This window comes from Streptomyces sp. NBC_01214 (assembly GCF_026340975.1).
Lineage (GTDB): Bacteria > Actinomycetota > Actinomycetes > Streptomycetales > Streptomycetaceae > Streptomyces.
Genome location: NZ_JAPEOS010000003.1, coordinates 590823 through 612841 on the forward strand (window position 1 = coordinate 590823; position 22019 = coordinate 612841).

General features: G+C 68.6%; 24 protein-coding genes and 4 pseudogenes. 11 read left to right on the forward strand and 17 right to left on the reverse strand.

The features are described 5' to 3' along the window. Positions 1-105: 105 nt before the first annotated feature. Both OG594_RS38885 and OG594_RS38890 read left to right on the forward strand, forming a co-directional pair. Complete coding sequence (locus tag OG594_RS38885) at positions 106-624, forward strand: DUF6119 family protein (RefSeq protein WP_266608788.1); 519 nt, start codon at positions 106-108, stop codon at positions 622-624. Between the two features lie 399 nt (positions 625-1023). Further along, complete coding sequence (locus tag OG594_RS38890; protein ID WP_266607112.1) at positions 1024-1275, forward strand: hypothetical protein; 252 nt, start codon at positions 1024-1026, stop codon at positions 1273-1275. A gap of 10 nt (positions 1276-1285) precedes the next feature. Here the strand turns inward: OG594_RS38890 and OG594_RS38895 are convergent, their stop codons facing one another. Both OG594_RS38895 and OG594_RS38900 read right to left on the reverse strand, forming a co-directional pair. Then, complete coding sequence (locus OG594_RS38895) at positions 1286-2527, reverse strand: IS701 family transposase (protein WP_266607113.1); 1242 nt, start codon at positions 2525-2527, stop codon at positions 1286-1288. Between the two features lie 169 nt (positions 2528-2696). Then, complete coding sequence (locus OG594_RS38900; RefSeq protein ID WP_123082018.1) at positions 2697-3047, reverse strand: DoxX family protein; 351 nt, start codon at positions 3045-3047, stop codon at positions 2697-2699. A 95-nt stretch (positions 3048-3142) separates the two neighbouring features. Here OG594_RS38900 and OG594_RS38905 point away from each other — a divergent pair, with 95 nt between their 5' ends. Then, complete coding sequence (locus tag OG594_RS38905; RefSeq protein WP_266607114.1) at positions 3143-3574, forward strand: helix-turn-helix domain-containing protein; 432 nt, start codon at positions 3143-3145, stop codon at positions 3572-3574. Between the two features lie 324 nt (positions 3575-3898). Here OG594_RS38905 and OG594_RS38910 read toward each other — a convergent pair whose 3' ends face one another. The 8 genes and pseudogenes from OG594_RS38910 to OG594_RS38945 form a co-directional block, all read right to left on the reverse strand. Further along, positions 3899-4438 carry an ATP-binding cassette domain-containing protein gene (locus tag OG594_RS38910; protein ID WP_266607115.1) on the reverse strand — a complete coding sequence of 180 codons (540 nt, stop codon included), beginning with the start codon at positions 4436-4438 and terminating at the stop codon, positions 3899-3901. A 26-nt stretch (positions 4439-4464) separates the two neighbouring features. Beyond that, a pseudogene (locus OG594_RS47210) lies at positions 4465-4704 on the reverse strand (ATP-binding cassette domain-containing protein); the annotation flags it as partial. Between the two features lie 12 nt (positions 4705-4716). Next, positions 4717-5295 carry a hypothetical protein gene (locus OG594_RS38920; RefSeq protein WP_266607116.1) on the reverse strand — a complete coding sequence of 193 codons (579 nt, stop codon included), beginning with the start codon at positions 5293-5295 and terminating at the stop codon, positions 4717-4719. 16 nt (positions 5296-5311) lie between these two features. Next, positions 5312-6229, reverse strand: coding sequence for a zinc metalloprotease HtpX (gene htpX / locus OG594_RS38925; protein ID WP_266607117.1), 918 nt, complete (start codon positions 6227-6229; stop codon positions 5312-5314). 5 nt (positions 6230-6234) lie between these two features. After that, entirely contained in the window at positions 6235-6513 is a 279-nt protein-coding gene (locus tag OG594_RS38930) for a hypothetical protein (protein WP_266607118.1), read from the reverse strand. Beyond that, positions 6510-7032, reverse strand: a pseudogene (locus OG594_RS38935) (PspA/IM30 family protein); the annotation flags it as partial. The gene OG594_RS38930 and the pseudogene OG594_RS38935, both read right to left, overlap by 4 nt. Further along, entirely contained in the window at positions 7022-7150 is a 129-nt protein-coding gene (locus tag OG594_RS38940) for a hypothetical protein (protein ID WP_266608916.1), read from the reverse strand. The pseudogene OG594_RS38935 and the gene OG594_RS38940, both read right to left, overlap by 11 nt. 61 nt (positions 7151-7211) lie before the next feature. Then, a pseudogene (locus OG594_RS38945) lies at positions 7212-7445 on the reverse strand (SHOCT domain-containing protein); the annotation flags it as partial. 212 nt (positions 7446-7657) lie between these two features. On the opposite strand from OG594_RS38945, the gene OG594_RS38950 reads away from it, so the two are divergent. From OG594_RS38950 to OG594_RS38965, 4 genes and pseudogenes are all read left to right on the forward strand, one after another. Further along, a complete protein-coding gene (locus OG594_RS38950; protein ID WP_266607119.1) occupies positions 7658-10429 on the forward strand; it encodes a heavy metal translocating P-type ATPase in 2772 nt (923 codons plus the stop codon). A 549-nt stretch (positions 10430-10978) separates the two neighbouring features. Beyond that, the gene (locus OG594_RS38955; RefSeq protein WP_266607120.1) at positions 10979-11404 is read left to right on the forward strand and encodes a DUF6153 family protein; all 426 of its coding nucleotides are present in this window, start codon (positions 10979-10981) and stop codon (positions 11402-11404) included. 77 nt (positions 11405-11481) lie between these two features. Beyond that, positions 11482-12108, forward strand: coding sequence for a DUF305 domain-containing protein (locus tag OG594_RS38960; RefSeq protein WP_266607121.1), 627 nt, complete (start codon positions 11482-11484; stop codon positions 12106-12108). Positions 12109-12218: 110 nt separating this feature from the next. Continuing rightward, positions 12219-12458, forward strand: a pseudogene (locus OG594_RS38965) (MFS transporter); the annotation flags it as partial. 100 nt (positions 12459-12558) lie between these two features. Here OG594_RS38965 and OG594_RS38970 read toward each other — a convergent pair. The 3 genes from OG594_RS38970 to OG594_RS38980 form a co-directional block, all read right to left on the reverse strand. Further along, entirely contained in the window at positions 12559-12759 is a 201-nt protein-coding gene (locus OG594_RS38970) for a DUF5988 family protein (protein WP_266607122.1), read from the reverse strand. Positions 12760-12934: 175 nt separating this feature from the next. Continuing rightward, a complete protein-coding gene (locus OG594_RS38975; RefSeq protein WP_266607123.1) occupies positions 12935-13885 on the reverse strand; it encodes a 1-phosphofructokinase family hexose kinase in 951 nt (316 codons plus the stop codon). Between the two features lie 1048 nt (positions 13886-14933). Then, complete coding sequence (locus OG594_RS38980) at positions 14934-15410, reverse strand: cupin domain-containing protein (RefSeq protein ID WP_189970037.1); 477 nt, start codon at positions 15408-15410, stop codon at positions 14934-14936. Between the two features lie 520 nt (positions 15411-15930). Between OG594_RS38980 and OG594_RS38985 the strand changes: the two genes are divergently transcribed. From OG594_RS38985 to OG594_RS38995, 3 genes are all read left to right on the forward strand, one after another. Beyond that, complete coding sequence (locus OG594_RS38985) at positions 15931-16206, forward strand: isoamylase early set domain-containing protein (protein ID WP_266607124.1); 276 nt, start codon at positions 15931-15933, stop codon at positions 16204-16206. A gap of 103 nt (positions 16207-16309) precedes the next feature. Next, a complete protein-coding gene (locus tag OG594_RS38990; protein ID WP_266608789.1) occupies positions 16310-16570 on the forward strand; it encodes a DUF6119 family protein in 261 nt (86 codons plus the stop codon). Between the two features lie 384 nt (positions 16571-16954). Beyond that, positions 16955-17380, forward strand: coding sequence for a hypothetical protein (locus OG594_RS38995; RefSeq protein WP_158711884.1), 426 nt, complete (start codon positions 16955-16957; stop codon positions 17378-17380). 165 nt (positions 17381-17545) lie between these two features. Here OG594_RS38995 and OG594_RS47215 read toward each other — a convergent pair whose 3' ends face one another. After that, positions 17546-18901, reverse strand: a complete 1356-nt coding sequence (locus tag OG594_RS47215) for an HAD-IC family P-type ATPase (RefSeq protein WP_323185425.1) — start codon at positions 18899-18901, stop codon at positions 17546-17548. After that, positions 18802-19791 carry a heavy metal translocating P-type ATPase gene (locus tag OG594_RS39010; RefSeq protein ID WP_266607125.1) on the reverse strand — a complete coding sequence of 330 codons (990 nt, stop codon included), beginning with the start codon at positions 19789-19791 and terminating at the stop codon, positions 18802-18804. The genes OG594_RS47215 and OG594_RS39010 overlap by 100 nt, the downstream gene beginning before the upstream one ends. Before the next feature lie 199 nt (positions 19792-19990). On the opposite strand from OG594_RS39010, the gene OG594_RS39015 reads away from it, so the two are divergent. Beyond that, positions 19991-20713 (forward strand): hypothetical protein, encoded by a 723-nt coding sequence (locus tag OG594_RS39015; protein ID WP_266607126.1) that lies wholly within the window; start codon positions 19991-19993, stop codon positions 20711-20713. Positions 20714-21055: 342 nt separating this feature from the next. Here the strand turns inward: OG594_RS39015 and OG594_RS39020 are convergent, their stop codons facing one another. Then, a complete protein-coding gene (locus OG594_RS39020; protein WP_266607127.1) occupies positions 21056-21322 on the reverse strand; it encodes a metal-sensitive transcriptional regulator in 267 nt (88 codons plus the stop codon). A 53-nt stretch (positions 21323-21375) separates the two neighbouring features. Next, positions 21376-21960, reverse strand: a complete 585-nt coding sequence (locus OG594_RS39025; protein WP_266607128.1) for a rhodanese-like domain-containing protein — start codon at positions 21958-21960, stop codon at positions 21376-21378. Between the last annotated feature and the right edge of the window lie 59 nt (positions 21961-22019).

Sequence of the window (22019 nt, forward strand, 5' to 3'; positions counted from 1 at the left end):
CCTGCAGAAGCCAGACTCTTCACAGCGGCCGTTCCTTCACGCGACGTTGCTCGACACCTCGAAGCGTGAAGAACGGCCGTCCTGCTGTCTCAGGAAGAAGCCAAGATCAGCAGGTCAGGTGACCCGGCGAGGTTAAACACAAAGCTCAACTCAGACGGCCAAGATTCCCACGACGAGGACTGGTTCAACCATCGGGCAGCAGAACAAGACGGATACCTCCTCTTCGACAAGAAGAATGTCCACACCAGCAAATTCAAGGGTGGGGGGCTGGAGATCTGCGACGTCCTGGGCCCTGACAGTCAGCTGATCTGCGTCAAGAAGGCCACCTTCAGTACCGCCCCCCTCAACCACCTCTTCGCCCAAGGCGTGATCGCCGTGGAGACCTTGCGGAGCGATCTGGAAGTGCGAGCGAAGTTCCTCCAGCAGGTGGCCGCCCAAAGCCCAGCCCACCGCCTCATCGAAGACTTCGGCACGCTCCGCGTGGTCTTCGGCATCCTGCTGAAGGACGGCGAGGACATCGCCGTTGACTCGCTCTTCGCCTTCGCCCAAGTCTCACTGCTACAAGCGGTCCGGAGGCTGCGCGCCATGAACGCGGACGTCGAGGTCATCGCCATCCGGCGCTGACCTGAGCGCTTGGTGCCCTGTGGACGCTGCAAGGGGCAGCGCCGGATCGGGCTGATGTGGCTGATGCCGTCGCAGCGCTTCTGGCTCGTACAGGCCCTGCACGGCATCGCCTTGCCCCCACACATCGGTCGGAGTGCATGCCGCCGGTGCGTCCAGTCGGCAGTGGACCTCGATGACGCCCTCGACGCAGTGGATGAGGCGTTCGGCCAGGGGATCAGGCCGCGGTCATTCACGTGGCCGGTCAAGGTGGCGATCCCTTGAACACGGTGACCTTGACCGCTTTGTGGGATAGGGGGGAAGAGGTGCTTCATTAAGGCCGGGGCGTGTTCGCGGAACTCTTCCCTGGGCAGGAGGTCCGCCTCGGAGACCACGCCGACGACGCGGCCTTCGCCTTCGTTGATGGGGAACATCAGCGTCCCGGCTACCACCGGCCGGATCGCTGATGCCGGCGCGCAGCTGAAGGGCCACCAGGGCGGAGGCTGCGGCCAGGAGCGCGAGGGCCAGACCGGTGGCCATGCGGGCGCCGACCAGCCGGGAGGGGGCGAGCCCGGTTGCCAGGAGCAGGCGCAGGTCGGCGGCGCGGCCAGCGCGCATTTGGAAATACATGCCGACGGCAGCGATGAATCCGGCAGCCTAGTACTCCGGCTGTAGATCGTGATCTTCATGGTTGTTGGGCGGCTTGTCGCTGGTAGTGGCTGGTGCGCGAGCGTGCTTGGTGCGGGCGGCGCCATGCAGACCAGCGCAGGCGGTGAGCGAGGTCGCGGGCCGGCGCAAGCAGGGCTGCGAACAGTCGTCGGATCTCATTGCAGGTCAGCGGGCTGAGCTCGGGGTTCACGGTGGTCGTGGCCCGTTCGATGGCGGCGGTGACGGCGAGGAAGGCGTGCGCGAGCATGGCCAGGGTGGTCCAGCGGTGCCAGGAGACCCAGCTGCGGACCTGGTGCTCGTCCAGTCCGGTCAGGCCCTTGGCGGCTTGGAAGGTCTCCTCCACCGTCCAGCGGCGTCCAGCCGCCTTGACCAGGGTGCTCAGTGGAACCGGGTGGGCCGAGTAGCAGCGGTAGAAAGCGAGTTCACCGGTGCGCCGGTTGCGCCGCACCAGCAGCCAGCGGTGACCGGGGCTGCCGGGCGGGCTGGCCATGTCAACCTGGGCCCAGTCATAGAAGCGGTGGCCCTTGGCGCCGGTGCCCGCCGAGAGCCGCTGCCAGGCCTTCTTCGGCAGGCCGTAGGCGAGTTGGCCGGCCCTGAAGACGCCCGCGCGGGTGGCGATGGGTCGCTTGCGTGAGACGGCCAGGACGTAACCGATCTGACGCCTCTCCAGCTCGGCGCTCAGGTGCGGATCGCCGCCGTAGACCTCGTCGTCGGTGACCCACGTCGCGGGGACGCCGGCATCAAGAGCTCGGGCGATCATCTCGGTGGCCAGTGCGGGCTTGGTCGCGAACGTCAGGTCGTCGGGGACGCCTGCCGCGCGGCACCGATCGGGGTCCTGGGTCCAGGAGCGCGGGATGTAGAGGCGGCGGTCGATGGCGGCGTGCCCGGCCGCACTCGCGTAGACGAGGTATACGGCGACCTGGGAGTTCTCGATCCGGCCCGCGGTTCCGGTGTACTGGCGCTGGACCCCGACGCTCGCGGTGCCCTTCTTCAGGTCCCCGGTCTCGTCAACAACCAGTACGGCGTCCCCGTCGCCGAGGTGCTCGACTACGAAGTCCCGTATGTCGTCGCGGACTTCGTCGGCATCCCAGCGGGCCCGGCTGAGAAAGTGCTGCATGCCGGCCGGACTGGCGTTACCGGCGTGCTCGGCGATCGTCCAGCAGTTCTTCCTCGGCAGGTCCGCGAGCAGCCCCAGCACGAACGCCCTCGCCCGGCGGCGCGGTTCCACCCGGGCGAACCGGCCCGCCACCTTGCCCATCAGGCCATCGAATACAGATTGCCACCGGGCAAGGTTTACGCTGTGGCCCACGGCCACCGGCTGATCTTCGTTTGTCGACACAACTCACGATGATCAACGGTGGCTGCCCTCAGAGGAGACCGACCTCACTCAGCACGATCAAGGCCAGCGTCAGACCGGCTGTCCGCTGTCAGAGGGTGGCAGCACGCAGCACGATCAGGGCGACGGAGGCCATGGTGAGGACCACCGCCGGAGACGCGCCCTTGCGGTCGCCGACGCGCAGGTGGAAGGCGACCGCCCCGGCGAAATAGAGCGTCAGGCCGATCGCGGCGGCGATTCCGATGGGTCCCCACCAGAGTCCGGCGATCGCACCGGCCGCGCCCGCGATCTGAGCGCCGATCAGGAAAGCCATCATGCTCTGCGGCACTCCGAGGGTGGACATCTGCTCGGTGATGTGCCGCGTCCGCAGAGACTTGGCCCCAGCCGATACCAGGAGAAGCGCCGACATGAACACGGTGACGACGGCAAGGGAGACGAACATGGCTGAAACCTCAATCATGCGAGATGCGAGTAAGGGGCGTGCGCACCTCGACGACGATAGGCGGCCACCAGGTACCTCCAGGTAACCTTCGGGGCATGAGCCTGCGACCCGGAATTGCCTTCCTCGCCGACTGTCCCGCTCTCCTGGCCATGGAGATCATCGCCAGCAAGTGGTCCATGGTCACGCTCTTCGCGCTGACCGACGGCCCGTTGCGCCACGGCGAGCTGGTCGAGCTGAGCGGTGGCATTTCGCGCAAGGTACTGACCCAGACGTTGCGCCGGCTCCAAGCCAACGGGCTCGTCGAGCGGCACGCGTACGCCGAGGCGCCGCCGCGCGTGGAGTACGGCCTGACCGATCTCGGGCGAACCCTGGAGAAGCCCATCAGGATGCTCACCGCATGGGCGCGGGAGAACGGCGAGGCGGTCGTCACCTTCCGGGAAGCAGCCGAGGCGGCCAGGACCATCGAGGCGGATCAGGCGACCCCGGTGAAGACCCCTCCTGTTGATGAGAACCCGAGCCGTTTCTGATCAATAGAAGAGGCTGAACCTGTAAGACCCTGCCGTCGCCGGAGGCTTGGCCATCCTCGTGATCGGGGCCCTCCTGCAAGAGGCCAACGACGACCGTCACCTCAGGGTCAAGCCCCTGGTCCTGAAGGAGTTCCCGCAACCGAACCCAGAGGGCGCTCGTACCAGTCCGCAGATACTCGGTGTGGACGACGATGCTCGAAGCCATGAGCTCAGCCTTCCAGTCCGCCCGGCGCAGCGGAACAGATGAGGCCACCCACGATCGACGACCGGCGGCGGCAACGACAGGTCGCTCCGCAACAGTGATCAAGAACTACAGCTGGAGTACTAGCCGGCCGTTGCGGTCTGAACAGCCGGGCCTCCAGGGCCGCCGAGCAGCTCGGCGGCATCGGCCATCGGGCCCGCGGCCGCCACCACGAACACCACGGGTACGAGGACGAGTACCAGCAGGTTGGTGGGGGTACGGGAGGCGTTGGTGAGGAACCGGCGGGCGATCGACCGGCTGGTCATCGCTCCACCGCGAAGTGGCTGATGATCAGCACGGTGCGTCCAGCCCGGCGGCGCGGCGACCAGGTCCCAGAATTTGAGGCAGTTGTCGAAGTCGAAGCCGGCGTACGGCTCGTCCAGCAGCAGAACCTCGGGGTCGGCCAGCAGCGCCAGGCCTAGACTCAGCTTGGCCGCAGTGCCGCCGGAGAGCTGGTCCGCCCCGGTACTGGCGTAGCGCTCGAAGCCGAGCGCGGTGTAGATCTCGCGGCGGGAGCGCGCCTCCGTCTCCCTGGACAAGTCGTAGGCATGGCCGAACAACTCGAAGTGTTCGTCGCAGGTGAGGCGCTCGTAGAGGACCGGTTCCTGGCGGGGCAGTGGCACAGCCGCCAGCTGCGGGTCACGGTCCCAGCGTCGGCGGCCAGGGCTCCGACGAGGATCTTCATCAGTGTGCTCTTGCCGGAGCCATTCTCCCCGACCAGGCCGACCACCTCACCCGGGGCCAGGGTCAGGTCGACGCCGTTCAGCACCGGGACGCGGCGCCGGGCGGGCCACGGGCCGCGCCGGTACGCCTTCTCGATTCCGGCCGCCGCCAGCACCGTACGGTCGTAGAGAGGCTCGTTTCTGCGACGGGCGTCCGATGTTGTCACGGTGTCACCTCGTCACAGGCCGGGGGCGCCCCAGAGCGGGAACCAGCGGCCGAGGTCTTCTTCGATCCGCAGGTCGTCCTTGATGGTTGCCTTGACCTGGAGTTCCAGCGGGTTGTCGCGTTTCTGGCCGGGCAGCGGAGCGAAGGGGTAGAAGGCGCCTCGCTTGTAGAGGTAGACGAGGGCGAGCGGGCGTAGTTCGGCGTCGTGGAAGGTGACCAGGGAGCACAGGAGCTGTGGGCCGAAGCCGCTGTTCTGCAGGGCGGCGTTGACCGCGTGCAGGTCGTTGACCAGGGCTGGCAGCTCGTCGGGATTGCGGCGGGACAGCAGCCACGAGTACCCGTACTCGTCGCGGCTGAACTCCACCGGCGTGCCGGCTCGTTCGGTGTCCGCATCGAGGAGAGCGCGTACCTCCCGCTGGACCTGTGCGAAGGCCCCGCCCTCGATGGCGGCGAAGCAGACCGCGCCCAGGCCGGTCGGGGTGAAGCCGATGGCGGCCTGGAGAGTGATCGCCGCCGAGGGCAGGCCGAAGAGCTGGTCCAGGTCGGGCTTGACCGGTCTGCTGCGGCCGAACAGGACGTCCCAGAAACCCACGGGGATCAGCTCCTTCTCACGGCCCCGGACTGCCCGGTCCGCCGAGCTCAGTGGCGATGTCCGCAAGTGCCTCCAGGCGGCGTTCCAGGGTGGGGCGCGTGGAGAAGAGGTTCGCCACGGTCGTGCCGGGCCCGAGGGCGGGGGTGAAGAAGAACGCGTTGAACGCCTGTGCGGTGCGCAGATCCTGGGTCGGGATCCGGGCGATCTCGCCGCTGACCTTGGTCAATGCCGAGGCCAGGGCGGAGGGTTTCGCGGTCAGCATGGCCGCAGCCCGGTCGGCGGCCAGTTCGCGGTAGCGGGACAGCGCGCGGATGAGTAGGTAGCTGACCGCGTAGACGAGGGCGGAGACCGCCATCACGGCCATGAAGACGACGGCGGTGTTCTGGTCGCGCTGGTTGCGTCCGCCGAACAGCTGGGAGTAGAACGCGAAGCGGACCACGAGCCCGGCCATCACGCCCAGGAACGAGGCGATGGTGATCACCGCGACATCGCGGTGCGCGACATGGGAGAGCTCATGGGCGAGGACGCCTTCGAGCTCCTCGGTCTCCAGGCGGCGCAGCAGTCCGGTGGGCACGCAGATCACGGCGTTGTCGGCGTTGCGGCCGGTGGCGAAGGCGTTGGGCAGGTCCATGTCGGAGACGGCCACGCGGGGTTTGGGCATGTCCGCGGCGGCGCACAGCCGGTCGACGACACCGTGCAGCACGGGCTGTTCCTCGGGCGTGACGAGGCGGCCGTGCATGGCGTACAGGGCGATCCGGTCGGAGTACCAGTACTGGGCGCCCAGCAGCGCGGCGGCGATGACGACCACCAGGACGACGGACTTGAGCAGCGCGATCAGCGCGGCGATGAACGCCACGTACACCAGCCCGAGCAGGAACATCGTGACCACCATGCGGGCGGTCAGCTGCCGGTCGGGCTCGAAACGGCTGCGCATCGCCATCACCCCGGGATCAGGCCCTCGTCGGACAGCAGCTCCCGCACCTGCGCGAGGCTGGTGCCCTGCTCGGGCAGCACCAGATCGGACGGCGTGATCCGCTCGTCCGGCAGTGGTGTGCCGAGGGTGCGTACGGCGTCCAACAGGGCTGACAGGGCGGTGGTGAAGGCCACGTCGTCGTGCGCGTCGGCGGCTGTCTGGAGGGCGGAGTCCAGTTGGTTGAGCCGGGCTACGTGCTCTTCGGTGATCTCGTATTGGCCCTCGCCGAGAATTCGCATGATCATGAATTCGCCTCCTCATCCTTGGGGGCTCCAGCGCCCTCGACTGCTGCCGGGGCGGAGGAGGCCGGGAGCCGCGCCTTCATCCGGGCCAGCTCGGTCTCCACGTCCTGGCCCGCGGTCACGCGCTCGAGCTCGGCCTGGATGTCGTCCCGCCCGGCCGACAAGGTCGCGTCCTCCAGAACGCTGGAGGCGATCAGTTCGTCCAGCGCACCCGCGCGCTTGGAGCTGTTCGGTCTTGTCCTGGGCGCGCTGCATGGCCATGCCGACATCGCCCAGCTCCTCGCCGATGCCGGTGACGGCCTCGGTGATGCTGGTCTGCGCTTCGGCTGCGGTGTAGGTGGCCTTGATGGTCTCCTTGCGGGTACGGAACGCGTCCACCTTCGCCTCCAGGCGCTGCGTCGCCAGGGTCAGCTTCTCCTCCTGCTCCTTCAGCGACGCCTGCTGGACCTCCAGGTCGCTGATCTGCGCGCCCACTGCCGTACGCCGGGTGAGTGCCTCACGAGCCAGGTCCTCACGACCCGCGGGCGAGCGCGATGAGGAGGATGGCGAGGGTGCCGATGGGCACGCCGAGCGCCAGTGCGCCGACCAGGGCGATGGCCAGCGCGATCGCGTACAGGCCGTAGTTCTTGTTGCTGTTCACGGCCGGTCCTCACTACTTCTTGGGAGGCTGTCCGGGCTGGCTGGGCGGACCGGAGGAGCGCAGCGGCGAGACGTCGCTGGTACTCCTCATCGTCGATGTCGCCGCGGGCGAACCGCTCGGCGAGCAGTTGCTCGGGCGGGGGCCCGGTGTAGGGGTGGGTGTGCTCGTGGGCGCGGTTCAAGGCGCGGAAGAGCAGGACGGCGGCGGTGATGATCAGGGCCCAGAACAGGATCATGCTGGCCGACATGGCGAACCAGCCCCACCCGCTGACATTGTGGTCGTACCAGAACATCATCACGGCTCACACCTTCCCGGCTTTCGGGCCGTGGCCAGTGGGCCAGCTGTCCCAGGCGTTGTACTGCCACGGTCGCGCCGCCCAGGGCGTTCGGCACAGGGCGTTCGGCACAGGGCCGGTCGGTCCCCTCCGGGGTTCGGTCAGCCCTACCCGGTAGGGGCAGGCGGGCTGACCCTGGGCCTAGGGGTTTTCCGCAGGAGGGACGGTCTGCCATGGATGCCGCCGATGTTGCCGTTGTCGCGCTGGCCGTCGTGTTGATCGCCGGTCTTGTCTGGTTCTTCTTCGGCCCGCGCCGGGCCCGCAGCGCGAGGCTGGAGGGCGGGGTGCAGCGGGTCGAGGTGACCGTGCGGGGCGGCTACAGCCCCGACGTCATCCGGGTCCGCCAGGGCATCCCGCTGGAGCTGGTCTTCGACCGGCAGGAGAGCGGGGAGTGCACCAGCCGGGTCGTCTTCCCGGACCTGCGCGTCAGCGCGGGCTTGCCGGCGTATGTGCGCACCGCCGTGCGGGTCGATCCGTCCGAGGCCGGGTCCTTCGGGTTCGCCTGCGGGATGAACATGATCCACGGCACGCTGGTCGTCGAACCGGACGAGGAATCCGCAAATGTGCCGTCCGCGCCGGGCGGGCACGGCGGCGCGAGCACGCCTCCGGCACCGGCAGCCGGGGCGCCCCCGGCCGCTGAGGAGCGGGGGGCGGCCGAGGCGGAGGCTGCGGAAGCCGCTGAGCGGCAGGCGGAGATCAAGGACCTGACCCGCAGGGTGGCCCTCGGCGCGGTGCTCACCGCGCCGGTGCTGTTCGCCGTGATGGCCCACGAACTCTTCGGCGCGGACTGGGTTCCGGGCTGGATGCTGAACCACTGGTTCCAGCTCGTGCTGATCACGCCGGTCATGTTCTACACCGGGTGGCCGATCCACGTGACGGGCTGGCTGACCCTTCGCCACCGCGGCGCGGACATGAACTCCCTGATCACCCTCGGCACGTCGGCCGCGTACGGCTACAGCCTGCTGGTCACCCTCGCCCCCTCGCTGCTGCCCGAGGACGTGCGCGAGGTGTACTACGAGGCCGTCGGGGTGATCCTCACCCTGATCCTCCTCGGCAGGTTGCTGGAGGCAAGGGCCAAGGCCGGCACCGGTGAAGCCATCCGGGCCCTGCTCGGGCTGCAAGCCCGTACGGCTCGGGTGATCCGCGACGGGGTCGAGACCGAGATTCCGGTGGAAGACGTCGCGGTCGGCGATGAGGTGGTCGTCCGGCCCGGGGAAAAGGTGCCGGTCGACGCGGAGGTGCTGTCCGGTTCCTCTGCGGTGGACGAGTCCATGGTCACCGGCGAACCGATGCCGGTCACCAAACGCGCGGGGGACACGGTCATCGGCGCGACCGTGAACGGCACCGGGTCCTTGCGCGTACGAGCGGCCAAGGTGGGCGCCGACACGATGCTGGCTCAGATCATCCGCCTCGTGCAGCAGGCACAGGCGTCCAAGGCGCCGATCCAGCGGTTGGCCGACGCGGTCTCCGCCTACTTCGTGCCGGCCGTCATCGCCATCGCGATCGCCGCCTTCGCGCTCTGGTACACCCTCGGGCCCGCCCCGGCGCTCACGCTCGCCCTGGTCTCCGCGGTCGCGGTGCTGATCATCGCCTGCCCGTGCGCGCTGGGCCTGGCGACCCCGTTGTCCATCATGGTCGGAACCGGCAAGGGCGCCCAGGCCGGCATCCTCATCCGCTCCGCCGAAGCCCTGGAGACCGCCCACAAGCTCGACACCGTCGTTCTAGACAAGACCGGCACGGTCACCGCCGGCAAGCCCACCCTGACCGACGTTCAGACGGCCGACGGTTTCACCGAGGACGGGCTGCTGTCGCTGGTGGCCGCGGCCGAAGCCGACAGCGAGCACCCACTCGCAGGCGCGATCGTCACCAGTACCCGGGAGCGGAAACTCACCGTCCCCATCGCGAGCGGCTTCGACTCGGTCACCGGAAAGGGCGTCCAGGCCACCGTCGACGGCGGCGCCGTACTGGTCGGAACGGCCCGCCTGCTTGCGGACGTGGGAATCGACACCAGCCCCCTGACCCCGGTCGCGGCCGAGCTGTCCGCCCAGGGCAAGACCCCCGTACTCGTCGCCGTCGACGGCCGGCCAGCCGGAGTCCTCGCTGTCGCGGACACTGTCAAAGACGACTCCGCCCAGGCCGTCGCCGCCCTGCACCGGCTCGGCATCGAGACGGTGATCCTCACCGGCGACAATGCCCGCACCGCCGCCGCCATCGCCGCCCAGGTCGGGGTGGAGCGGGTTCTGGCCGAGGTGCTGCCCGAGCACAAGGCCGACGAGATCCGCCGCCTCCAGGCCGAGGGCCGCACCGTCGGCATGGTCGGCGACGGCATCAACGACGCCCCCGCACTGGCCGCCGCCGACGTCGGGCTCGCCATCGGCACCGGCACCGATGTCGCCATCGAGGCCGCCGGCATCACCCTCATCTCCGGCTCCCTGACGGGCGTCGTCACCGCCATCCGGCTCTCCCGGGCCACCATGCGCAACATCCGGCAGAACCTGTTCTTCGCCCTGGTCTACAACGCCGTCGGCGTCCCGCTCGCCGCAGGCGCCCTCTACCCCCTCTGGGGCATCCGCCTGAGCCCGATCATCGCCGCGGCCGCGATGGCCCTGTCCTCCTTGTCGGTCGTCACCAACTCCTCCCGCCTGCGCCGCTGGCATCCCGCACCACTGCCATCCGCCGCACCCGCGCCGGTCGAGCCCCGGGTCGAATCCGCGGCCGACCGGACCGAGCACCATCACGCGCCTGGGCAAGGCGACCACACCACCGTGGTCGACCCGGTGTGCGGCATGCGCCTGGACCCGGCCACCGTTACCGAGCGGCGAGAGACCGCCACCGGCCACCTCTTCTTTTGCTCCGCCCGGTGTGCGGCCGCCTACGACGCCGACCCCGACCGCTACGACGCACCGGCACCCGGCGAAGCACATGATGGGGACGATCCCGAGTGACCATCGTCCTCAGCGCGAGCGGCCCGAAACCATGTGCTGCGGACATCGATCCGGGGCCTGGAAGGCGAACTGCGAGGCCCGTCCGGATGTTGCTGACGTACGAGAAGGCCAGACCGGCAATCCGGTCTGGCCTTGTCTTCGTCGGGGCTTGTGACGCGTGTCGGCGAGGGTTCTTGTGGCGTGGGCCGGGTCAGGTGGGGCCAGTGGTGCTCGTACGCTGGGTGATCCAGCCGGGGGGAGGTTGCCCCGGCCCGGGTGGACGGCCGTCTTCCAGGCGACCGGGTCCGGGGGGAGGGTCGGCATGGCCCCGCGGGTCGCCCCACGTTACGAGGCTCCACTCGCAGACTCGGTACCGCAACGGCGTACGTTCGGGATCGCCCGGGCGGTTCCTCGAGGACGCTCCAGGCGACGGACCCCACGAGGTCCTCAAGCGCCTCCGCCTGTCCCGCCCGCCCCCCACTGGCCCAGCCGATGGAGACGTTCGTGGTGGCCAGTGATCCGGGTCGTGCTGCGCTGCGTAGTACACGGGTGCGTCCTACCGTGGGAAATGTGACCAGCCGCGAGCTCCCCACGCGGCCGCAGCCCGTGCTGCGGCTCTCCTCGCTGCTCGTCCTCGCCGTCATTGTCGGGCTGCTCGGCATGCACGCCCTGGGTGCCGCCGCCCTGCCCTCGGCAGGCGCCACCGAGCACACCGCCCACCACGTGGCGGCAGCCCCCGCCGACCTCGGTGCGGAGTACCGATGCCCCGACGACGATCGCGACACTGGCCGCTTTGTCATCCACACGGACCAGATGTGCGCGTCCACTGCTCTACCGGGTTCTCCCGGCATCGCCGCAGCAGACACCGAGCCGGTCACCACCACGGCGCACGGCTCCGCCGATGCCCCGGCTCCGTTGCCGATCGCGGTGGCCTACGAGCCGGCCGGAGGGCGGGCACCGCCCTCACTCGCCGAACTTCAGCTCCTGCGGATATAGGAGCGCCGTTTGCGGCACGCCCCTACGGCGCCGCACACAGCCTTCCTCTCCGCATCTGATCACTGGAGCTCAGCGAAATGAACACGAACCGATCCCTGACGTATCGCGCGGCCCTGGCGGCCACCGCGGCCGCTGCCGGCCTGGTCCTGGCCGCCTGCGGCAGCAACGACAGCACGAGCACGGCCGGCACCACTGCCGTGACCACCACCGCCGCCCCGGCCGCTACAGAGGCCGACCGGCACAACCAGGCGGACGTCGCCTTCGCGCAAGGAATGATCCCCCACCACCGGCAGGCCATCGTCATGTCCGACATGGTCGAATCCCACGGTGCGTCCAGCGAGGTCAAGGAACTCGCGGAAAAGATCAAGAAGGCGCAGAAGCCCGAGATCGACACCATGACCGGCTGGCTCAAGACATGGGGCGAGAAGGTCCCCACCGGCATCGGCATGGGGCACGGCGACGACAACTCCGGCATGCCCGGGATGATGGGTGACCAGGACATCAACCGGCTCGGGAACGCCAAGGGCAACGCCTTCGACACCATGTTCCTGACCATGATGATCGAGCACCACGAGGGCGCGATCGACATGGCCAAGACGGAGAAGCAGCAAGGGGCCTACGGACCTGCCAAGGCCCTCGCTGACAGCATCATCACCTCCCAGACCGCCGAGATCGCCCAGATGCGGACGATGCTCGCCGGCTGAACCCCAACCGAGCCCGCTCTGGCGCTGCGGCAGGGCCAAGAGGAAGAGGGATGATGCGGGACGCCGACAGACGCAGGGAACATGGCGAGGCTTCCCGGCAGCCGGTACGGATGCTGGCCCTGGCCACGATCGGGTTCACGCTCTGCTTCTGGGCGTGGGCTCTGCTGGCGCCTCTCGGGCCGGCGCTCCGCGATGATCTGGATCTCAGCTCGTTCCAGCAGTCCCTGATCGTGGCCGTACCGGTCATCGTGGGCTCGCTCGGCCGCATCCCGGTCGGTGCTCTCACCGACCGCTGGGGCGCGCGCCGGATGTTCCCGATCGTCGCGGCCCTGACGATCCTCCCCGTGCTTTAACGACCGTCTCCGCGGGTGAGGAGCACGGTGGGAAGTGACCGCCGGCCAAGGTCCTCACGACCTGATCGGGCCGACGACCGGGACTTGACCGTCCGTTTCATTCGGCGATCTCTGTCCGTTCCCACCACTCGTAGACCGCCAGCTGCCCCTCCGAGCTGTCCTGGTGCCGCGACGTGATCTTGAAATGCTCGTACCCACCGCGGTGTGGAATCTTCAGGTCCTGTCCGGGGTCGGAGATCGGAACGACCCGCTCGGGCAGATCGTCCGGGCCGCCCTCAAGCACTGCCTTGGTCGCCATGCTTCCAGTCTTCCCAACCGCAGGCCCGCTCGCATCACGAGGTCGGCACTGTCGTCGCTTCAGCACCACCGGCAGCGCCACACCCCGACTCGGTTGTGGGGGCAGGGTCGGCTTGTGAGCACGGGGAACGGAATGTGGTTGAGAGGCCGACCAAACGGCACGGGGCTGGGCAGGGTCAAACGCCCTGGTGTCGTGCATCGGTCTGGTACCTGGTCCTCACCTGGGAGCGGAGGGATCGGGCCACGTCCAGGTCGAAGGGCTCGGTGCTGGGGGTGAGCATCGCTGCGGCAGCCACCGCCACCCCCAGCGCGCAGGCGCTGACGGGTTCCTCTCCGGCGGCCAGCTGTGTGATGAGGGCGGCGACCATGCTGTCTCCCGCTCCGGCGTCGCTCAGGGGCTCGCCGGGCAGCGGCGGCGCGTAGAGCTCGGTGTGGCCGTGGCCGGTCGAGCACAGTGCGCCCAGATCTCCGAGGGTGGTGACGGCGATCTCGGCGGCCCCTGTCGTGAGCAGGTGCTCGTTGAGGGCCCGGGCATCGTCGAAGTCGCGGACGGGCCGGCCGGTCAGGCTCTCGGCCTCTGTCCGGTTGCACCTGAGCAGGAACACGCCCTCCGCGAGTGCTCCGCGGAGCGCCGGCCCGGAGGTGTCCAGGACCAGTCGGGATCCGGCTTCCCTGATACGGCGGGCGACGGCTGCGTAGAAGTCGTCGGGCAAGCCGCCGGGCAGGCTGCCGCTGGCCACGACGTACGGACAACCGCCAACGGCTTGCACCAGCGCATCCAGGGATCGCCGCCCCTCGTGCTCGTGCAGGTGCGGGCCGGGTGGCACGATGTGGTAGCCGCGGCGCGATTCGGCCTCGAACAGCACGAGTGCTTCGCGGGTGTCGTCGTCGATGGCGACGGCGACGTGGTCGATGCCCTCTTCGTCCAGCAGCCGGTTCAGGCGCAGGCCGACCTCGCCTCCGGCGGTGTGGAAGGCGGTGGCTCGTCCTCCGAGCCGCACGACATGACGGGCGACGTTGATCCCTCCACCTCCCGCGGCCACCGACCTGACCCGGGCACGGTTCTTGCCGATGTCCTCGAGATGCTCGACCTCCCAGCAGAGATCGACCGCAGGATTCATCGTCAAGGTGAGGATCGACGGCTCGGCCGCCCTCTCCGATCCTCCTGCACCGTCGCTACTCCTGGCTGTGGTGGGTTCCGGCGTCGCGGCCGACCTCATCGCGGTACCCAGGTGGTCGCGCCGACCGTTGCCCGGCGCACCGTCCGCTGAGCATGGCCCCGCTCACTGCAGCTCGAGGAGATCGGGGCCTGTTCCCACGCGCTGCGGTCGATCCCGTTCCCGATCCCGGCCGCTGCCAGGAAGAGCTTCGGCTCCTGACCACCGTGCCGGGCGTTGAGCGCGTGGAGCCTGGCAATGCCCGATGTCCGCTCGCTCAGGCTCACGGCGGCCGTTCTCCACCCCGTGCCGTGGCTGCTTGCGCCTTGGGAGCGGTGACCGTGAGCGTATCGTCGGCCGGAGCCGTACCGACGTCCTCGCTCTTCACCGCCGAGGGGAGCATGGCCTGGTACCCGCATCGGCCGGAGCGGCGCGTGCCGCGCCCGTGGCGCGCCGAAGAACTGGTGCGTGCGGCCGAAGAACGGGTCCGGCTCCACCGGGCCACCGGTCCGGCGCCGCGCCAGAAGCGTCATCGCACTCACCTCCGTGGACAGCGACACGTCCGACCCGACTTCCATACTGAAACAGCCTGACGTCACCTGCATGCCGGCCCACGGCTGGGGCTGTTCCTCGGCATCTGGATCTACAGGAGCATCGGGTAGGCGGTGACAGCTGCGGCACCCGGGGCAAGAACGTGCGGCCTTGGCCATCTCGTCGTCCAGCTCGGACGGGGACAGCGTTGCATCGGCCTTCTTGGAACGCTTTTGCACTGCGGAACGAACGGTCGAGGCTGTAAGCAGGCCGACGCCCGTTGCGGAGGAACGCGGGCTCCGCACTTTGCGGACAGATCGAGCACCGAGCCGGTCGCTGACTGCCGCAGAGGTACGTCCATGCCTTCAGAGGTCGAGCGGAACGTCGCGTGCCGTGGGGCCAGATGGGTGTACGGGCGGAGGGGAGGAGCGTGATTCTCCCGGCTCGCCTCTGGGCGAGGAACTACTGTCGCGATGAGCCTCGGTGGTCAGGCGTGCTCGTCCGATGGCTGTTGGTCAGGCTGGGCCGACCAGCTTGCCGGCTCGTCGTCGCCTGAGTCCTCGTCGCGCTCCGCGTCGGCGGCTGTCGCGTGGATCTTGCCCGACGCGTGGTGGACCGGTGCGTATACGGCGTAGAGCTGCAGGGTCTCGTCACCGATGTTGGTGACGTTGTGCCAAGTGCCGGCGGGTACGAAGATTGCCCAACCATCCTCGACCTCCTGGTCGAAGTCGAGTCGATCCTTCGCGCGGCCCATCTGGACGCGGCCCCGGCCTGCGTCGAGTCGTAGGAATTGGTCAGTCTCCGGGTGTGCTTCCAAGCCGATGTCCTCACCCACCGGGATCGACATGAGGGTCAACTGAAGATACTTCCCAGACCAGGCGACGGCGCGATAGTCCGTGTTTTCAAGCGTCGCCTTCTCAAGGTCGAAGCTTTGAGGTTCCGGCCCGATGTCCTTGATGGTCATCTTCTCTCCCGGTCAACGAAGGCGGTACGCGGTACGCGGTCGCGGTCTTGGCCAGCGCACGTCGACATTCTCAGAGCCCTGGGTGTTTCTGGCCACAAGTGCGCGAGCTGCTATCGCACGAGCAACCGGTTGTGACCAGTTGCCGCATTCCGCCGTGCGTGCAGTCGATGACGGTCTTGTCGGCCATGCGCCGACGCGGCACCTCCATGATCGAGTGCTCGTCCGCGCACTCCAGCACAATCCGCGACTCCTGAACCAGAGCCTGCGTCGTTGCGCGACAACGCACCCCCGGCACAGCCTGCTGGGCATCGATTATCGATTATCGGCTCCTGGCGCTACTGCGGAACAGGACTCCTACCCGCCAGGATGACACTTTGCGTGATGTTCCGCGCCATTGGTGTCACCTGGCGTGGTGGGCGAGCGACACCGGGACGCGGGTGGCCGGGTCGGCGTGCGGGCCGTGCGCGCACCACCCACGATGGGCGACGCACCCATCCACTACCGCCCGTCAGGAGCACCCATGCTGGAGCGCACGCTGCGCAAGGACCGCACCGAGGTCACCTTCATCCTTCCCGCCGACAACCCGTCGGGGCCGGTCAGCGTGGTGGGCGACTTCAACGGCTGGCAGCCCGGCGTGCACACGCTCAAGGCCCGCAAGGACGGCAAGCGCGCCGTCACGGTCGAGCTGCCCAGCGAGGGCACTCATTCCTTCCGGTACCTGGCCGCCGGGGGCTACTGGTTCAACGACGAGAGCGCCCGGGACCGGGACGGCCCCAACAGCCGCCTCCACACCTGAGCCGGCTTCCGCCACGACCGGCCCCGGCCGTCGGCCACACCAGCAAATTCAAGGGTGGAGGGCTGGAGATCTGCGATGTCTTGGGCCCTGACGGTCAGCTGATCTGCGTCAAGAAGGCCACCTCCAGTACCGCCCCCTCAACCACCTCTTCGCCCAAGGCGTGGTCGCAGTGGAGACCTTGCTGAGCGATTCGGAGGTACGGGCCAAGCTCCTCAAGCAGGTGGCTGCCCAAATCCCAAACCACCGTCTCATCCAAGACTTCGGCACGCTCCGCGTGGTCTTCGGCATCCTGCTGAAGGACGGCGAGCGCATTGCCGTCGACTCGCTCTCCGCCTTCGCTCAAGTCTCGCTGCTGCAATCGTGACCACCAGGGACCGGCTGACGCCGGCGAAGTGAGAGCTGACGCTCGGCAGGGGGCCAGCTTCGCACTGTGGGCTGTCCGTGCCGCTTGTGGTCACGCGGTGCCCGCCGGTCAGACGTGGCGGTCGCAGTCACTTCCTGACGTCACGTCGTTGAGCAGCCGGAATTCGTGTCTATGGCCGCCCGGCACCGCACCTGATTGCCTTGTCGGAGGTTCCCGAGTCCGTACAGTGCGCAGGAGCACCTCCGCCTTGCGATGTCGGGGACCGGACCCGCCGTGTACGCGAGGTGAGGTTCGATTCCGGCCGATTGGCGGATGTTGTCGGACCGTGAGCCCGCATGCATGGCTAGGGTGAATTTCCCTCAACTAGCTTCTTGGAGACGGAACATGCGCATATCAGCCCTGTCTGTCACCGCTGCGGCAATGGCCGCGACGATAGCGGGAGGAGCGGTCCCGGCCGCTGCTGACACGTTGGTCAGTACGGTCAACCTGGAGGCCGGCGCCGGCCTCCACCGCAATTCCGCGACTGTGACCTATGAGCGCGTCGACGGCGCGGTGAACTCGGTCAAGATCATCTCGCTGCAGGCCTTCTCCGGCGAGCCCGACTGCGTCTGGGTGGAGTGGAACGACCCGAAGGACGTGGGGGACGGCTGGACCGCCCTCAATTCAGAGCCTCCATGTCACGGCGGCAGCCTCGGGGAGACGATCAACCAGATCATCAAGGCGCCCAAGGGATATCAGCTCAAGATCCGCCTGGTTGCCTACCACGACGGAGGGATCGAAGTGATCCACAAGGACATCGCAAAGCTCTAACCGGACCGTGCGGAGACACCGGACGCCGAAGGCGGTCCGGTGTCTCCGCACCACCAGAAGACACGGGGGACCTTCGGGCCGGTGCCCGGGTCACTCACGCGCCGTGCGTATTGCCCGTGACGGTGTCAGCCGGCAAGGCGCACTCAGGCCATCCACACCGCATGGTCAGCCGTTCTTGAGCATCTCGCGCATCTGGGTGATCTCGGCGGTCTGGGAGGTGATGATGTCGTCGGCAAGGGTCTTGGCCGGGCCGTAGAGGCCTTGCCGCTTCTCGGTTTCCGCCATGTCGATCGCGCCTTCGTGGTGCTCGATCATATGGATCAGGAACATGGTGTCGAAGGCGTTGCCCCGCGCGCTCCCGATGCGGTTGAGGTCCTCGTCATCCATCATGCCGGGCAGGGTGGAGTCGTCATCGCCGTGTCCCATGCCATCCATGCCGGAGGGCACTCTCTCGCCCCATGCCCTCAGCCAGCCGGCCATGGCGTCGATTTCCGGCTGCTGCGCCTTCTTGATCCTCTCGGCGAGGTCCTTGACCGCATTGGAGGCGCCGTGGGATTGGGCCATGTCGGACATGACGATGGCTTGGCGGTGGTGGGGGATCATCCCTTGCGCGAAGGCGACGTCCGCCTTGTTGTGCTGTTCGGCCTCGGAGGGAGCCGGGGTGGTCGTGGAAGTACCGGCAGCGGTGCCGGCCGTGTTCGTACTGTCGTCGGTGCCGCAGGCCGCGAGGATCAGGCCGACGGCGGCCGCGGTGGCGGCCAGGGCCGCACGACGCGGTACGGATCGGTTCGTGTTCATTTCGCTGACTCCAGTGATCGAGTGCGGAGGGAACGGGCACTGCGCGGACGCGGAAGGCGTGCAGCAGGAGGAGTCCCTATATCCGCAGGAGCTGGAGTTCGGCGAGCGAGGGTGGCGCCCGCTTTCCGGCGGCTTCGTAGGCTGCTGAGAGCAGGTTCGGTACGGGGGCAACGGCTTGTCCATGACCACGGTGCGGATGCCTGCGGACGCCTCCAGGGCCATGGCGTTCTTGAACAGCACGCCCCGCTGCGCGCCCAGCCCGGGCCCGACCATGATCGCGGTGGGGGTGGCCAGGCCCAGTGCGTCCGGGCAGGTGATGACGACCACGGTGATGGCGAAGAGCATGGCCTCGCCGAAGGGCCGGTCGGTGGCGAGCAGCCATACGGCCAGGGTGAGGGCGCCGCCGACGAGGGCGACGAGGACGAGCCAGAAGGCGGCCCGGTCGGCGAGCCGCTGACCGGGAGCCTTGGAGTTCTGGGCCTCCTGGACGAGCTTGACGATCTGGGCCAGCGCCGTGTCCGCACCGACCTTGGTCGCCCGCACCCGCAGTGTGCCGTTGGCGTTGAGGGTGGCGCCGACCACCAGGGAGCCGGGGCCCTTGTGCACGGGCATGCTTTCCCCGGTCACGGTCGACTCATCGACCTCGCTCTCACCCTCCTCCACGATCCCGTCCGCAGCGATCTTCGTCCCGGGGCGTATGAGCAGCAGATCCCCGACGACCACCTCGGCGGGCGACCTCCACGGGCTCGCCGTCCCGCAGAACCACGGACCACGGCTTTCGACGGGGCGAGGTCCAGGAGAGTACGAATGGCATCGTTGGCACCGCCGCGGGCACGCATCTCGAACCAGTGGCCCAGCAGGACGAAGGAGGCCAGCACGGTGGCCGCCTCGTAGAAGACGTCCCCGCCCCCGGTCAGGGTGACGATCAGCGAGTACAGCCAGCCGGCACCGACGGCGACCGCCACGAGCACCATCATGTCCAACGTACGGGCACGCAGGGCCCGGACAGCGCCGACGAAGAAGATCGAGCACGAGTAGAAGATCACCGGCAGGCTCAGCAACAATGCCCACACGTCCTGGCGCAAGCCGAACGGAACGGGCACGTGCCAGCCGAAGACCTCCTCGCTGATCGGCGACCAGACCACGATCGGGACGGAGAACGCCACCGCGACCAGGACGCGGTGGCGCATGTCGGCGACCATCGCCGCCATAGACATCTCGCCGTGGCCGTCGTGCTCCTTCGCTTCGTCGGGCGAGCGCGCGCCTGCTGTAGTCACGGGCGTCGTCTGCGGGCGCTGCGGCGCAGCCGTGAAGCCGGGCGGGTCCGGTTCCTGCATCGGATCGCAGACGTGCGAGGGCACCGACTGGCCGGCGCAGTGGTATCCGCATTCGGTCACCCATGCGCGCAGCTCGGCGAGCGAGGTCCGCCGAGGGTCGAAGACGACCGTGGCCGACTGCGCCACCGGGTTGACCTCGACGTCGAGCACGCCGGGCCGACGGCCCAGTACGGCCGCGACGGTGCTCTGCTGGCTCGCGCGCACCAGGCCCCGCACATCCAGCACCGCCGTGCTGCGCTCCTTGCCCGTAGTGCGGTGGTCTGCGGGGTGCGCCATACTCTCGTTCGCCTCCCGGATGGGTTCGGCTCCGCCTGTACAGAAGCCTGCGCTCCTGATGAGGGCGCCGCAACGGCTGCTGCCGCGCCAGGATTCGGTGGTGCTGCCGCGACCGGCCTCCTTCTGAGAGGGGCCTTGGTTCCTGACCGGCGGCGTGTTGTCATTCGGGCGGGCGGGGTCCTGGGCGCACACTTCTCACATGCCCGAGGACGAGGCGCTGACCATCCCTCCCGAACCGCTGTTGCAAGTGATCGCCAACCTCGCGCGGTTCCATCGAGAACACGAGCAGTTCTACTCGCAGGCTCCGTTGCGGCAGGCGGACGAGCTTCAGTCGAGGTCCCGGGCACTGAAGTCGCTGGCAGGCCGGTGGAGCGTGACCGACGTCGGTGAGTCGGCAGGGAATCCGTTCGCCGGTGCGGAGGATCTGAACGCCCCCGGGCTCGTCGCGGAGTCGGGGATCCTCTTCATGGAAGGGGAGGACGAGCCCGTCGAGCTCCAGCGGCTGAAGCGGGATGTCAGGGAGCTTGCGGAGGACAGCGACCAGACCGGAATCTGGCTCGCGCACGCCATGGAGCAGGCGTGGGAGGCCGTAGGCCTGCTGGCAGCCTATCCGGCGCTTGCCGATCTGCTCGGGGAGCGCCATCGCATCATCGCCAACGACTGGCAGTCGGCGGGGTTGCTGGCGCTAGTGGCCAGGCTGCTGCGCCGCTCCCTTGACCTGTTGGACCGGGTCGCGTTCTCTCCTGCGGCGCTGCGGTCCGACCTCCGGTCCGAGCGGAACGCCCCCGCCTACCTCTACTCGGCGTCCGAGCTGCTCGACCGAGCGGCGGACCTCCTCGCGGAATCGGCAACACTCGTGCGCGACAACGAGCGGCGCTGGCGCGTGTTCGGCACACGGATTCACCGGCTGCGGTCCGGGTGAGGCGGGCTCCTCATGGGGATGCCGCCGAGAGGGAAGCCAGGGACGATTGCGGTGTGCTTGCGTACCTGCCGCGTCGGATCGGTTGTAGATCCGTTCACCGCGCTGCCCGCGGATGGCCGGATGATGTGCCCGCTGGTACGCGACCAACCATCCGGTTAGCGACCATCGGATGGAGGCGCGTGGCCGACCCGTTGCGTGGGCTCGCGGAGTACGACCCAGTGCGACCTCCGCTTCCGTGTCCATGGGGCGGGCACGGATGTCACCTCCGGTGCGCCGACCACGGACCGCGCGAGGCCGGGGGCCATGGCGAAATATCGGCCTCGCGCGGCTTTCGGATGGTTGTCAGGCCAGGGTGAGGAAGAGCTTTTCGAGTTCTGCCTCGGTCATGGGCGCCTGGCTCTCATCGGCGTTGTTCATGCACTGGCGCATGCCGCTGGCGACGATTTTGAATCCGGCGCGGTCGAGGGCCTTGGGGACGGCAGCGAGCTGGGTGACGACGTCCTTGCAGTCCCGCCCGGCTTCGATCATGGCGATGACACCGGCGAGCTGCCCCTGGGCGCGGCGCAGTCGGTTGAGGACTGAGCTGACCGCGTCGTCGTCGACCTTCACCGGGTACCTCCTGATGGGTGTGCTGTCCGTGTCCATGGTACCCCAGGGGGTATTTACCTCCGGGGTCGGTGATCGAGGAGGGCTGCCAGTGTGGCATCGAGGTCGCCATGCCGCGGACGGTTGTGGGGGAGTTTGGCGAGGACGGCAGCCATGCCGCAGCTGTTGGTGAGGGCGGAGAAGGCCAGTCCGCCGGCGACGGCGGCGGAGATGAGCTGGAAGGCGGGGTGGAGCAGGCCGAGGCCGAGGCCCGCGAGGACGAGAGCGCCGGCGGTCAGGCGGACCTGGCGTTCCATGCCCCACGTAGTGCGCGAGCCTTGCTCGGGGCGGTGGAGGTCATGGCCCGCGGCGGCCCAGGCGCCGGTGCCCCCGGCGAGGGTGGCGGTGTCGATGCCGTGCTCCGCGAGCGTCTTGCATGCGCTGTTGGAGCGGGCTCCGGAGGCGCAGACCACCAGGATGTCGCCGCGGTCGGCGGCGTGGTGGATGGCGGGAAGGGCGCGTGAGATCTGGTCGAGCGGGATGTTTACGGCGCCGGGCAGGTGACCTGCGGCGTACTCGCCGGGCGTGCGGACGTCGAGGACGGTGAGCTCGTGCAGGCGGGTGTGGGCCTGGTGGGCGCTGAGGGCGTGGGGGGTGGTCATGGCGGAGTGTCTCCTGCTGGTTGTGGGCGGTGTCCGGGTGCGGATGCCGGGCGTGCTGT